This is a genomic window from Mesorhizobium sp. WSM4815, from assembly GCF_055811575.1.
In genome coordinates this window covers 53190-66606 of sequence record NZ_JBVVQS010000081.1, presented here as the reverse complement: position 1 = coordinate 66606, position 13417 = coordinate 53190, and the positions used below count along the sequence as shown (strand labels likewise).

General features: G+C 63.2%; 10 protein-coding genes. 6 read left to right on the top strand and 4 right to left on the bottom strand.

All coding sequences use genetic code 11. The features are described from left to right. Positions 1–110: 110 nt before the first annotated feature. From AC0L2B_RS06830 to AC0L2B_RS06820, 3 genes are all read left to right on the top strand, one after another. A complete protein-coding gene (locus tag AC0L2B_RS06830) occupies positions 111–1376 on the top strand; it encodes an OmpP1/FadL family transporter (protein ID WP_473744679.1) in 1266 nt (421 codons plus the stop codon). Positions 1377–1688: 312 nt separating this feature from the next. Continuing rightward, positions 1689–3413: a dihydroxy-acid dehydratase gene (gene ilvD / locus AC0L2B_RS06825; RefSeq protein WP_473744678.1), complete on the top strand. Its 1725-nt coding sequence runs from the start codon at positions 1689–1691 to the stop codon at positions 3411–3413. Next, a complete protein-coding gene (locus tag AC0L2B_RS06820) occupies positions 3400–4236 on the top strand; it encodes a tetratricopeptide repeat protein (RefSeq protein ID WP_473490380.1) in 837 nt (278 codons plus the stop codon). Before ilvD ends, AC0L2B_RS06820 begins: the two co-directional genes overlap by 14 nt. 71 nt (positions 4237–4307) lie before the next feature. On the opposite strand, the gene AC0L2B_RS06815 is transcribed toward AC0L2B_RS06820, so the two are convergent. The 4 genes from AC0L2B_RS06815 to erpA form a co-directional block, all read right to left on the bottom strand. Beyond that, positions 4308–4598, bottom strand: coding sequence for a hypothetical protein (locus tag AC0L2B_RS06815; protein ID WP_091596906.1), 291 nt, complete (start codon positions 4596–4598; stop codon positions 4308–4310). A 98-nt stretch (positions 4599–4696) separates the two neighbouring features. Continuing rightward, complete coding sequence (gene xth, locus AC0L2B_RS06810) at positions 4697–5491, bottom strand: exodeoxyribonuclease III (RefSeq protein ID WP_473744677.1); 795 nt, start codon at positions 5489–5491, stop codon at positions 4697–4699. Between the two features lie 7 nt (positions 5492–5498). After that, positions 5499–5891 carry a VOC family protein gene (locus tag AC0L2B_RS06805; RefSeq protein WP_473512663.1) on the bottom strand — a complete coding sequence of 131 codons (393 nt, stop codon included), beginning with the start codon at positions 5889–5891 and terminating at the stop codon, positions 5499–5501. Positions 5892–5894: 3 nt separating this feature from the next. Then, complete coding sequence (erpA, locus tag AC0L2B_RS06800; protein ID WP_006335221.1) at positions 5895–6242, bottom strand: iron-sulfur cluster insertion protein ErpA; 348 nt, start codon at positions 6240–6242, stop codon at positions 5895–5897. A 129-nt stretch (positions 6243–6371) separates the two neighbouring features. Between erpA and AC0L2B_RS06795 the strand changes: the two genes are divergently transcribed. From AC0L2B_RS06795 to AC0L2B_RS06785, 3 genes are all read left to right on the top strand, one after another. Beyond that, positions 6372–7586, top strand: a complete 1215-nt coding sequence (locus tag AC0L2B_RS06795) for a deoxyguanosinetriphosphate triphosphohydrolase (RefSeq protein WP_473744676.1) — start codon at positions 6372–6374, stop codon at positions 7584–7586. 67 nt (positions 7587–7653) lie between these two features. Then, positions 7654–9411, top strand: coding sequence for an arginine--tRNA ligase (gene argS, locus AC0L2B_RS06790; RefSeq protein WP_473744675.1), 1758 nt, complete (start codon positions 7654–7656; stop codon positions 9409–9411). Between the two features lie 103 nt (positions 9412–9514). Continuing rightward, entirely contained in the window at positions 9515–13366 is a 3852-nt protein-coding gene (locus tag AC0L2B_RS06785) for an SPOR domain-containing protein (protein WP_473744674.1), read from the top strand. Positions 13367–13417: the final 51 nt, after the last annotated feature.

Sequence of the window (13417 nt, the reverse complement as noted above, 5' to 3'; positions counted from 1 at the left end):
TCTGAAATGCTGTCGGCGAAGGCGTACATGTACGCATCGAGAATTCGTTGTTGCGCCGTTAACTCGAATTGGTTCTAGCTTAGTCCATTCGTACTAGGGGAGGGACATTCATGAACAATTTGCGTCGGAAAGCGCTGCTGGGGGCGGGGTGCTTTTCGCTGGCTTTGATCGGGACGGCGCATGCCGGCGGCCTCGAGCGCGGCGGCTACAACATCGACCTGCTATTCGATCCGGCGCGTGTCGCCGGAGAGCTTTCGGGCACTTATGTGATGCCGGAACGGAAGATCAGGAATGCCGTAGACACAGATACAACTACCGGCTTTCCACCGCCCGGCACTGGTCGTGGCGGTGGCAATTTGAACTCTCGGTCCGGTTCTGCCGATGATTCGGAGAGTTATTTTGTTCCCCGCATGGGAATTAAGGTCGGAATCGGGGACCACCTCGATTGCATGGGCGATTATTCTCAGCCTTGGGGGATCCATTCGGACCCCGGTCTGAATTGGGCAGGTGCCAACAGCAATATCGAAACCAAGATCGAAAGCGAAAATTTTGCAGCCACCTGCTCCTACAAGATGGGTGCGGGCAAAGGCCAGTTTCGTTTCATCGGCGGTGTGTTCTACCAGGATATCAGTGGCTTCAAGGAGCGGCTGGTCCAGGATTTTACCGGCTTTCCTGTACCCTTCACCGGCGTAGGTCGGATCGATCTCGAAGGCAACGGGGTTGGCTGGCGCATCGGCGCCGCTTATGAGATTCCGGAAATCGCGCTCCGTGCCAGCTTGGTCTACAACAGCGAAGTTGATTTGGGAGACGTGGCCGGGGACGTCGATCTTACGCAGGTTGGCCGGGGTGTAATTCCTGTGATCGGTACGGCGAGCATGCCGCAGTCGGTCGAGTTCAAGGTCCAGTCGGGTATTGCTCCGGGCTGGCTTGCCTTCGGGTCGGTGAAGTGGGTCGACTGGAGTGTGCTGCAGATTGTCAATTTCTGCGCTGTCGGCGCTCCGGTTGCCTGCACCTTCGGAGGCCCGAGCTTCGTCACGTCTCTGGATCTGCTCTATCGCGACGGATGGACCGTATCCGGCGGTATCGGCCACAAGTTCAACGATCAGTGGAGCGCTGCAGCGACGCTTACCTGGGATCGCGGAACGACCACGGGCTTGAGCACCCAAACCGATACCTGGACGGTTGGTGCCGGCGCGTCTTTCTCGCCCACCAAAAACGTCGAACTCCGCTTTGGCGGTGCCATCGGCATCCTGACCAGTGGTTCGGTCGGAGTGGTCCGTGACGAGGCCGGCATTCCTCACGGCACCGACGTTTCATACGATTTCGGCGACGATCTCGTGACCGCCCTCTCAGCTTCCTTCAAGGTCAAGTGGTAGGTTACTCAAATTAAACGATAAAAAGGCCGGGCAATGCCCGGCCTTTTTAGTTGAGTGGGCCTTCTGGCCGGCGGTCCCAAGCTGATGGCATTGTTCCGTCATTGCAACGACGCCGCTTCCCTCTGCCTCACGCGATCGTGATGTTTTGGCAACAGTTTCTGAACAACCCTCGCGCCACAACGGCGCCCGCCGACATTGCCTACTTCCCGCCATAAACCCGGCGCACCTCGAATGCGTCCCAGAGCATGCCAAAAGGCTCGGCTATGGGGCAGGTCGCGCCGCAGGTCGCATCGCCCGGGGCAAGGGAAGAGAATGAACGACAGAGTCATCTCCAAGGCCAAGCTGCCCAGCCGCTATGTGACCGTCGGTCCGGCGCGTGCGCCGCACCGCTCCTATCTTTATGCGATGGGCTTGTCGGCGGCCGAGATCGCGCAGCCACTGGTCGGCGTCGCCAGCTGCTGGAACGAGGCGGCACCCTGCAACATCTCGCTGATGCGCCAGGCGCAGGTGGTCAAGAAGGGCGTTGCCGCGGCTAGCGGCACGCCGCGCGAATTCTGCACCATCACCGTCACGGACGGCATCGCCATGGGCCACCAAGGCATGAAATCGTCACTGGTGTCGCGCGAGGTCATCGCCGATTCGGTCGAACTCACCATGCGCGGCCATTGCTACGATGCGCTGGTCGGCCTTGCCGGTTGCGACAAGTCGCTGCCCGGCATGATGATGGCCATGGTGCGGCTCAACGTGCCGTCGATCTTCATTTATGGCGGCTCGATCCTGCCCGGTTCCTACAAGGGCCGTCAGATCACCGTGCAGGATGTGTTCGAGGCCGTCGGCCAGCACTCGGTAGGCACGATTGGCGACGCCGAACTCCTCGAAATCGAGCAAGCCGCTTGTCCGTCGGCCGGCTCCTGCGGCGCCCAGTTCACCGCCAACACCATGGCCACCGTCGCCGAGGCCATCGGGTTGGCGCTGCCCTATTCCTGCGGGGCGCCGGCGCCCTATGAGATGCGCGACCGCTTCAATTTCGCCTCCGGCGAAAAGATCATGGAGCTGATCGCAAAAAATATCCGCCCGCGCGACATCGTCACTCTGGAGGCGCTGGAGAATGCGGCGACCGTGGTCTCGGCCACCGGCGGCTCGACCAACGCGGCGCTGCATCTGCCGGCGATCGCGCATGAGGCGGGGATAAAGTTCGACCTGTTCGACGTCGCCAGGATCTTCGAGAAGACGCCTTATATCGCCGACCTGAAGCCGGGCGGCAAATATGTCGCCAAGGACATGTTCGAGGCCGGCGGCATTCCGCTCTTGATGAAGACGTTGCTCGACCACGGCTATCTGCATGGCGACTGCCTGACCGTGACCGGCCGCACTTTAGCCGAAAATATGGAGCACGTTGCCTGGAATGATAGCCAGGATGTGGTCCGTCCCGCCAACCGACCAATCACCCGAACGGGTGGCGTCGTGGGCTTGAAGGGAAACCTTGCCCCCGAAGGCGCGATCGTGAAGGTCGCGGGCATGTCGGAGCTTAAATTCTCTGGTCCGGCGCGCTGCTTCGATTCGGAAGAGGAATGTTTCCAGGCGGTTACGGATCGCAGCTACAGCGAAGGCGAGGTCCTCGTGATCCGCTACGAGGGACCGCGCGGCGGTCCGGGCATGCGCGAAATGCTGTCGACGACGGCGGCTCTCTATGGCCAGGGCATGGGCGGCAAGGTGGCTCTCATCACCGACGGGCGTTTTTCGGGCGCGACACGCGGTTTCTGCATCGGCCATGTCGGGCCGGAAGCCGCCGTGGGCGGCCCGATCGGGTTGCTCAGGGATGGCGACTTGATCTCGATCGACGCGGTGAACGGCACCATCGACGTGGCGCTGTCCGACACCGAACTGGCGACCAGGGCAAAGGCATGGAAGGCGCGCGCGACCGACTATCAGTCGGGCGCGATCTGGAAATATGCACAAACGGTAGGGCCTGCCCGCGACGGGGCGGTCACCCATCCCGGTGGTGCGAGAGAAACACATTGTTATGCGGATATCTGAGTTGCTGAGGCTGTCTGTCTTTTCGGCACTGGTCGCGATCGCCACTTTTGGCGCGACCTTGGGCGCCGCAGGCCAAGCCATGGCCTTCGACGACAAGGTGTTCGACGACAAGACCGGCGTGAAGCCGCAGTCGAGTCCGTGGGCGGTGTTCCAGTTCGGCTTCTCCGCCTACAAGAACGGCCGCAAGGAGCAGGCTGCTGAGGCTTATAAATACGCGGCCGAAAACGGCCAGATCGGCGCCACCTGGAAGCTTGCGCGCATGTATGCCGAGGGTGACGGCGTCGAGCGCGACGACTACGCGGCGTTCAAGTTCTTCAGCGAGATCGTCGATCAGGACGTTGAGCCCGGCTCGCCGGAAGAGAGCTATGTTTCGGATGCGCTCGTGGCGCTCGGCGACTATCTGAGGACGGGCATCCCCGGCAGCCCGATCAAAGAGAACGAGGTGGCGGCCCAAGAGTACTACATGCGCGCCGCCGCCAACTACCGCAACCCGAATGCCCAGTTCGAGATGGGCCAGATCTTCCTGAATGGCAAGGGCGGCGTCAAGGCGAGCATCAAGCAGGCCGGACGCTGGTTCCAACTCGCTGCGGAAAAGGGCCATGCCGGCGCGCAGGCGACGCTCGGCCACCTGCTCTTCCAGAGCGGCAAGATCGTTCGGGGGCTGGCGATGATGACTGCGGCGCTTGAACGGGCCGCGCCTTCCGACCAGCCATGGATACGCGGCATGCAGGAAGAGGCGTTTGCCGCCGCGGGCGAGGCCGACCGCCGCACCGCGATTTCGCTGGCCGACGACATCCTCACCAAGGGTGGCGGCGACCGGTAGTCGCGACGCCAACAGCCAGGAAAGGCTGGGTCAATAGTCAGGAAGAGTGGGGAATCTCGAGAAAGTCGAGATCAATTCTCGGTCGGTTGCGTCGGAACGGGACCGGACTCCGGCGTTGAAATCGGCGTGGCCGGCGGCGCCAGCTTGGTTTTAGGACAATCGTTCCGGATCCTTGTCCATGACGTGTTGTTGAGCACCATGTCGCAGCGGGCGAGATGGCTCCGACCGGAAAGCGTCAGGCAGGCGACCTGGCCGATCTGGAATGATGTTCCGTTGGCCAGGCATGCAGGATTGGCAAACGCCGACGTCGCCGCGAGGGCGAGCGCGGCGGCACATGGGCAAATCGCAAACCTGATCGTCATCCTGAACCCCGGCCGAACCCGGATTGCAGCGGAAACCCCGATTGTGGCGATATGACGGTCCATCCACCGGCAATCCCGCGGTTCGGGCCCCGAAATGATCAGATTGGCGCAAAACCCAGTTCGATGGCCACCGGCACGTGGTCCGAGGGTTTTTCCCAGGCGCGCACGTGCTTTTCGATCGAGGCCGAGGAAAAGCGATTGGCGGCCTCGGGCGAGAGCAGCAAGTGATCGATGCGGATGCCGTTGTTCTTCTGCCAGGCGCCGGCCTGATAGTCCCAGAACGTAAAAATGTCCGGCGAGTCGGTGACCGCGCGCACGGCTTCGGTGAAGCCGAGGTTCTTCAGCCGGCGGAACGCCTGCCTGGTCTGCGGCTGGAACAGCGCATCGCCGAGCCAGTTCTCCGGGAACTTCGCATCGATCGGTTCGGGGATGACATTGTAATCGCCGGCCAGCACCAGCGCCTCTTCGAGCGCGAGTCTTTCCTCGGCCCAGCGCTCCAGCCGCGCCATCCAGGACAGCTTGTAGGAGAACTTCTTCTCGTCATCGATCGGATTGCCGTTCGGCAAATACAGCGAGGCAACGCGCAACGCGCCCTTGTCGGTCGAGAACACACCCTCGATGAAACGCGCCTGATCGTCGGCATCGTCGCCCGGCAGGCCCCTGATGACCTCGTCGAAGCGCAGCTTCGACAGGATGGCGACGCCGTTGAATCCCTTTTGGCCATAGATTTCGACGTTGTAGCCAAGCGCCTCGATCTCGGCCCGCGGAAACTGCTCGTCGACCGTCTTGATCTCCTGCAGGCAGGCAATATCGGGCGCGCTTTCCGTCAGCCAGTGCGTCAAGTTGCCGATACGGGCCCGCACGCCATTGATGTTCCAGGTGACGACTTTCATGACGGCCTCATTGCTGCTCGGGCGGATGGCGTTCGACGAGGCCGATCGTATTGCCTGCCGGATCCTTTAGAAAGGCCATCCATTCGCTTTCCCCCGCCGGCCCGAACAGGCCCTCGGTGTCGCGGTGGACGAGCATCGGCGGCGCAGTGAAGGGGACACCGGCGGCTTTTGCCGAGGCGTGGAAATCGTCAAGGCCAGAAATGTCGAGATAGACGGTGCCGGCCGGCAGGCCATCGGTGAACAGCAGCCGGACATCGCCGGCCATGATGAAGGCGATGCCAGGCGGATCGAAGCGCACGTGCACGGCCATGCCAAGCACGTCTTGCCAGAACGCCAGCGTTGCATCGAGATCGCGCCCGGCTGAAAGCGCGACCTGACGGACCGCGCCAATGGTAGGCATTCTCTAAATACTGAAGCTGGTGCCGCAGCCGCACGAGGCGACCGCATTCGGGTTCCTGATCTGGAACGACTGGCCCATCAGATCGTCGACGAAATCGATCACCGAGCCGCCCATATAGACCAGCGAGAGGTCATCGATCAGCACGGTGGCGCCGTCCTTCTCGATGGCGACGTCGTCATCGTTGCGGGTGTCGACCAGGTCGAACTTGTAGGAAAAGCCGGAACAGCCGCCGCCCTCGACCGAAACGCGCAGCGCCGTCTTGCCGGCTTCGCCAGACACAATCTTGGCAATCCGCCTGGCGGCGGCGTCGGTCATTTCGACTTTCATGGCGGTCTTGGCATCAGCGCCCATGGGCGTCACCTTGCTTTCGGTTTCACATGATAGGTATGAAGCGCGAGGGGGCAAGTCAACTGCGGGGTAGGCTATGGAAATTGGCGGGGCTATGGAAATTGGTTGGGGCGATGGAAATCGGTTGGGGCGATGACAAATGAGTTGGGCGACATCGGATTCGGCTATCGGCCACGCGCCGCCTATGCCTGCGATCCGGCAAAGTCGCGCGGGCGGCTGTTCGACGAGGTGGAGAGCCCGACCCGGACGCCGTTCCAGCGCGACCGCGACCGCATCATCCATTCGACGGCCTTCCGCCGGCTGAAGCACAAGACGCAGGTGTTCGTCGCGCATGAGGGCGACCATTACCGCACCCGGCTGACGCATTCGATCGAGGTGGCGCAGATCGCGCGCGCCCTGGCGCGGGCGCTGCGCGGCGACGAGGACCTGGCAGAGGCGGTGGCGCTGGTGCACGATTTCGGCCACACGCCCTTCGGCCATACCGGCGAGGATGCGCTGAACCAGAAGATGGCGGCCTGGGGCGGCTTCGACCACAATGCACAGTCGCTGCGCGTGGTGACGCGGCTGGAGAGCCGCTATGCCGAATTCGACGGGCTGAACCTCACCTGGGAGACGCTGGAGGGGCTGGTCAAGCACAACGGACCGCTGACCGACGCCAGCGGAAACGGGCTGAAGGGGCCGGTGCCGCAAGCGATCCGCGATTATTCGGAGCTGCACGACCTCGAGCTCGACCGCTTCGCCGGCATCGAGGCGCAGTGCGCGGCGATCGCCGACGACATCGCTTACAACAGCCATGACATCGATGACGGCCTGAGGTCGGGCCTTCTGAAGCTGCACATGCTGGAAAAGGTTTCGCTGCCCGGCTCGATCCTCGACGGCGTGCGTCAGCGCTATCCGGCGCTGGACGATGTGAGGACAGGGCACGAACTGATGCGCCGGCAGATCACGATGATGGTCGAGGATGTCATCGTCTCCACCACCGCCAATCTGGCCCGCATCAAGCCGGACAGCGCCGACGCGGTGAGGGCGGCAGGCGAGACGATGGTGACCTTTTCAGCCGAAATGGCCGCTTTCGAAGAGGAATTGAAAGCCTTTCTCTACAAGCATCTCTATCGACACAGCGAAGTCGTGCGCGTGCGCAACCAGGCCGAGCAGATCGTCAACGACCTGTTCGAGGTCTATTTCGCCGATCCGCGCGCCATGCCCGATGGCTGGCGCGAAGGGCTCGACCGGGCTGATGATCGCATCAAGGCGCGCAGCGTCGCCGATTTCCTGGCGGGCATGACGGATACCTACGCTTTGAAGGAACACCGCCGTTTGTTTGACCATACGCCTGAATTAAGCTAGGCGGGGCTCGATTTCGCCGGCCAATAGACCGGATTCCCGCAAAGCCGCCAGAGCCAGGGCCACACCAATGAACATCTTCGCCGATTTCAACGCGCGAATTATAAAGGCCGTCGAAGCGCTTGATTTGAACGACAAAGACGGCGGTTCGCTGGACTTGTCGCGCGTCGCCGTCGAGCCGCCGCGCGACGCCAGCCATGGCGACCTGGCGACCAATGCGGCAATGGTGCTGGCCAAGCCGACCGGCCAGCCGCCGCGCGTACTGGCTGAAAGGCTGGCGCAAGCGCTGCGCGCCGACCCGGACATCGCCGCTGCAGACGTTGCCGGTCCGGGCTTCGTCAATCTCAGGCTCAAGGACGCGTTCTGGCAGGTGCATCTGACTGCGCTGCTCGGCGAAGGCCGCAATTACGGCCGCTCGACCGTTGGCGGCGGCAAGAAGGCCAATGTCGAATATGTCTCGGCCAACCCGACCGGACCGATGCATGTCGGCCATTGCCGCGGCGCGGTGGTGGGTGATGCGCTCGCCAATCTGATGGCCTTCGCCGGTTATGACGTGATCAAGGAATATGTCATCAACGACGCTGGTTCGCAGATCGACGTGCTCGGCCGCTCCGCCATGCTGCGTTACCGCGAGGCGCTCGGCGACGACATCGGCGAGATTCCTGCCGGGCTCTATCCAGGCGACTATCTCGTGCCGGTCGGCCAGGCTCTGGTAAGCGAATTTGGCCGTTCCTTGCTGCAGATGCCGGATGAGGAAGCGCTTGCCATTGTCAAGGACAGGACGATCGACGCGATGATGGCAATGATCCGTGAGGATCTGGCGCTGCTCAATGTGCATCACGACGTCTTTTTCTCGGAGCGCACCCTGCACGCCGACAACGCCCGGAAAATCCGCTCGGCGATCAACGACCTGACCCTCAAGGGCCATATCTACAAGGGCAAGCTGCCGCCGCCCAAGGGCGAGAAGCCGGACGACTGGGAGGATCGGGAGCAGACGCTGTTCCGCTCGACAGCGGTCGGCGACGACATGGACCGGGCGCTGGTCAAGTCGGACGGCACTTTCACCTATTTTGCCGCTGATGTCGCCTATCTGAAGGACAAGGTCGATCGCGGTTTCGTCGAGCTGATCTATGTGCTTGGCGCCGATCATGGCGGTTATGTGAAGCGCCTGGAAGCGCTCGCCCGGGCGATTTCCGGCGACGAGGTGAAGCTCACCGTGCTGCTTTGCCAGTTGGTAAAGCTTTTTCGCGAGGGCGAGCCGGTGCGCATGTCGAAGCGGTCGGGCGATTTCGTAACGCTGCGCGAAGTGGTGGAGGAGGTCGGCCGCGACCCGATCCGCTTCATGATGCTCTACCGCAAGAACGATGCGCCGCTCGATTTCGACTTCGCCAAAGTGACCGAGCAGTCGAAGGACAATCCGGTGTTCTACGTCCAGTACGCCTCGGCGCGCTGCCATTCGGTGTTCCGACAGGCGAGCGAACAGCTGGGCGAGGCCAATTTCGATCGCAATCGGCTGGCCGCCGCCACCGCTTCGCTGACCGACGAAGGCGAGATCGGCCTGATCAGGAAGCTTGCCGAATATCCGCGGCTGATCGAATCTGCGGCGCTTGCGCTCGAGCCGCACCGGCTGGCATTCTACCTCTACGATCTTGCCTCCAGCTTCCACGGACATTGGAACCGCGGCACCGAAAATCCCGACTTACGTTTTGTTAAGGTTAACGACCGACAATTGACCCATGCCAGACTAGGGCTGGTGCAGGCTGTTTCGGACGTTTTGACGTCCGGCCTGACGCTGATCGGAGCCGATGCGCCCACCGAAATGCGTTAGGTTTGACTAAAAAACCTGTCACCTTTTGCCCACATTGCGCTGGTAAGGGCCAACCCTGCGCGACGTCAACGGCGTCCGAATGAGTGCGAGTTCGGGAACAATAATGGCAGACAGAACCCAGCTGAAAGCAGCCGCCCAAAACGATATCGCCAACGATGATCCGTTCGCGGAACTGACCAGGATCATGGGCTTCGACCCGCGCCAGCCGGTCAAGCCGCAGGCCCAGTCGACGGCGGCTGCAGCAAGTCAGCCAGCGGACGACGGCGATTTCGGCATCGACCTCGAGAAGGAGTTGATGGGCGAATTCGGCGGTGACGCCAATGACGGCGCAGCCGAGCTTCGCGAGCCGGTTTTCGACGCGGCTGCTACTGACCCAATCGACGACGAGCTTGTCGCGTCGCTCGAACAGGATCTCCTGCTCGACGATGAAGCGGCGGACGAAATCGCCGATGCCGTTGCTATCGACGATGTTCGCTCTGGCGTTGCCGGAACTCCCTCGGCTGCTGAAGCTGCTTTCGACGACGATTTCGACGAAGCGCTCGCCAGTTCGCTTGAAGACGTGCCGCTATTCGAAGACGATTTGCCGGTGGACGACAGGCTTGGGAACGACGAGCTTGGGAACGACGAGCTTGCCGCGTCGCTCGAACAGGATTTCCGGCTGGACGACGACACGGCGGACGAAACTGCCCATGTCGTTGCCGTCGCCGACCTGGGTTCCGGTGTTGCCGAAGTATCCGCGCCGGCTGTTGAAGCGGCGTTCGACGACGATTTTGACCATGCGATCGCCAGTTCGCTCGAAGACGTGTCGCCGTTCGAAGACGATTTGCCGGTAAACGACGAATTCTCTGCGTCGCTCGAACAGGATTTCCGGCTGGACGACGATGCGGCGGACGAACAAAATACCGGCGCCGACACCGCCGCGCCGGCCGCTGAGCCCGCCTTCGACGATGAATTCGACAACGCCGTCGCAAGCTCGCTCGAAGACGAACTGACGCTCGACGAGCACGTGCAGGTGGAGCAGGCCGCCGAAGCCGCAGACATCGCCGCGCCGGCCGCCGAACCCGCGTTCGGATACGAGCTGACGCTCGACGAGCACGTGCAGGTGGAGCAGGCTGCCGAAGCCGCCGACATCGCCACGCCGGCCGCCGAACCCGCGTTCGACGATGAATTCGACAACGCCGTCGCAAGCTCGCTCGAAGACGAGCTGACGCTCGACGAGCATGAGCCGATCGAGGCCGCTGTCGAGGCTCCCGCTGCGGCTGTTTGGGCCGTTTCGGATGAGTCCGACGAGGACTTTGCCGACCACGACACTATGGCCGACGTCGCCATGGATGACGTCGACATGGATTTCGACATTCGCACGGCTGAGCCGGTCGAAGTCGACGAGCCAGAAATTGACGAGCGGGATTCTATCGCCGCCAACGACGACGAGCCTTCCGCCGCGACCCCGGAACATGCGTTGGACGACGATCTTGAATTGAGCTTCGACGACACGCTTGCCGATGAAGCCGAGGAGCCGGCTACTCAGGCCCCCGGCGTTGCAGCCGAACCGACGGCGCCAGCTGCCGTCGCTGAGGAGCGGAGCCTCGAAGACGAATTGAACGCGCTGTTGGGCACCATGAGCGCACGGGCTGCCCCGGTGGCAGCGTCCGCGGCCGCCATGGTTCAGCAACCTGTAGCCGCGGCTGGAGAAGCCGCCGACGAACCAGTGGATCCCACCGACGAACTGGCCGGGAGCCTTGACGAGCAAGACCTTTCGGAGCAGTCGAATGAAGACGCGGTCCAGGCCGCCGACGCCGATCTCGACACCGTTCTCCTCGACGGGCTCGTGGGCCATGATTTCGGCGCTGAAGATGCTGCCGGACCGGCTGATATCGATTTCGACGACGATGCATTGCACGCCGCCTTCGCCAAGGACATCGGTCTGGATCATGGCGACGGCGATGACGTTGCGGCCACCGCTCCACAGCAGGATCCGAATGATTCGCTCAGCTGGATGACGGCACCCTCCGCCGCGCCTGCGCCGGCCCGTTCGTGGAGCCGCGTAACGCCGGTCGCACAGCCGCAGCCTGCCTTTGCAGCCCAGCCGACGGCTTCGGCGACCACAGAAACACCGCCAACCGCTGCGGCACCCTCCTATCAGGATGAGCCGGCCTATCAGGATGAGCCGGCCTATCAGGATGAGCCGGCCGAAGACGATGCCGCCAATGCGGCACCTGCGCCCGATCAAAGCGAACAAGCCTCTGCATATGACGAGATGCCCGATGTCGAGACAGTCGATGTGCCCGAGCGCGTCGTAGCGCTGGCGGACGACCTCGATATTCCGGAACTCGACGTCAATGAAGACGCACCGCCGGCGCCTGCCTATGACGATCTCGATACCGAGTTCGCCAACCTTCTCTCGGAAATGAATGCCGTGGACGTCGCTGCCGGCCCGGCGCGCAGCACGGCGTATGACGACGAATCCTACAAATCCGGGTTCAAGCCGGGGGCCGGACCCCAGCCGGGGGCAGGGTTCCAGTCAGCGGCCGGGTTCCAGTCAGGCCATGAGCCCGACCGCGTTGAAACGCGGACCTATGCGGCGAGACCGGCAGCAGCGCCCGTCAGTGCGTCTTACGCCGATGCCGCCAGCGGCTTTGATCTCGGCGACTTGCCCAGCGGCCGGCCGGTTTCGCAAGCGCAAGCCAACGATTTTGCCCTGGACGAACTCGACTACGACCCCGAACTGGATGAGGCCATGTCGGTTCCAGGCCTGGCCGAGCAGAATGCCGCGAGGCCCCGGAGCCGCGGCCTGCTGGTCGCCGCAGTCGTCGGCGCCGTGGCGATCGCCGGCGGTCTCGGCGCCTTCGCGCTGTCTTTCGGCGGCAACGGCGGCACCGATGCGCCGGTCATCGTCAAGGCGGACAACGCACCGATTAAGGTCAGGCCGGAAAACCCGGGCGGCACCGTCGTGCCGAACCAGGACAACAAGGTTTACGACGCCGTGGCCAAGGGGGGCGCGAGGCCTGCCGAACCGGTCCAGGAAAAACTGGTCACCAACACCGAAGAGCCGGTGGACGTGGCGGCCAAGGAACCGCCGCAGAGCCGTGTGGTCGATCTTTCGCCCGACGACATCGACACGGCTGAAGCCGCCGATGCGGCCGGCGGCACGCAAGCGGCCGGGAATGCCGACGCCGCCGCGCCGGCACCCAAGTCCGAGGATCGTATCGCCCAGGTTCTGCAAGAGGCCGAGCAGGGCATCGAGCCGGATGTCGTCGCCGTTGCGCCACGCAAGGTGAGAACCATGGTCGTCAAATCAGATGGGTCACTGGTTGCGCGCGAGGATCCGGCGCCCGCGGCATCGCAGGTGGCTGCCGTCGAGCCTGTCGATCCGGCGCCGCAGCTTGTGGCCCCGGCGGGTCAGGCCGGCGACGCGGCGCAAACCGGTACCGTAGCGTCTGTTGCCGACCAGGCAAGTGGCGACCTGTTGGGCGGCGACTCGGTGGGCGACCCAGCGGCCGGCGACCGGGCCGAAACCGCCGCGCCGGAAGCAGTCAATCTGGCCGCCGTGCCCACGGCTGAGGCTGAAGCTCAAACCAACCAGCCTGCCAACACGCCGGCCACGGTTCCGGTGGCGCCGCAGCGTCCGTCCGACCAGCCGGTCGACGTCGTCGGTGAGGTCAAGCCCGACCAGGTTGCGTCCATCAGTCCGGCGGCGACCTCGACCGGCGGTGGCTCGTGGTCGATGCAGATCGCCTCGCAGCCGACCGTCGAAAGCGCTCAGTCGACCTATCAGGATCTGCAGCGTCGCTATGGCAGCGTGCTTTCCGGCCACACGGCCAACATCGTCAAGGCCGAGATCGCCGGCAAGGGAACGTTCTATCGCGTTCGCGTCCCGGCGAAGTCGCGCAACGATGCGATCAGCCTGTGCACCAACTACAAGGCTGCCGGCGGCAACTGTTTCGTGTCGCGCTAACCATTTCGAATCTCCCACCCTTGGGCCGAAAGAACCGGCGCGGTCACAGAC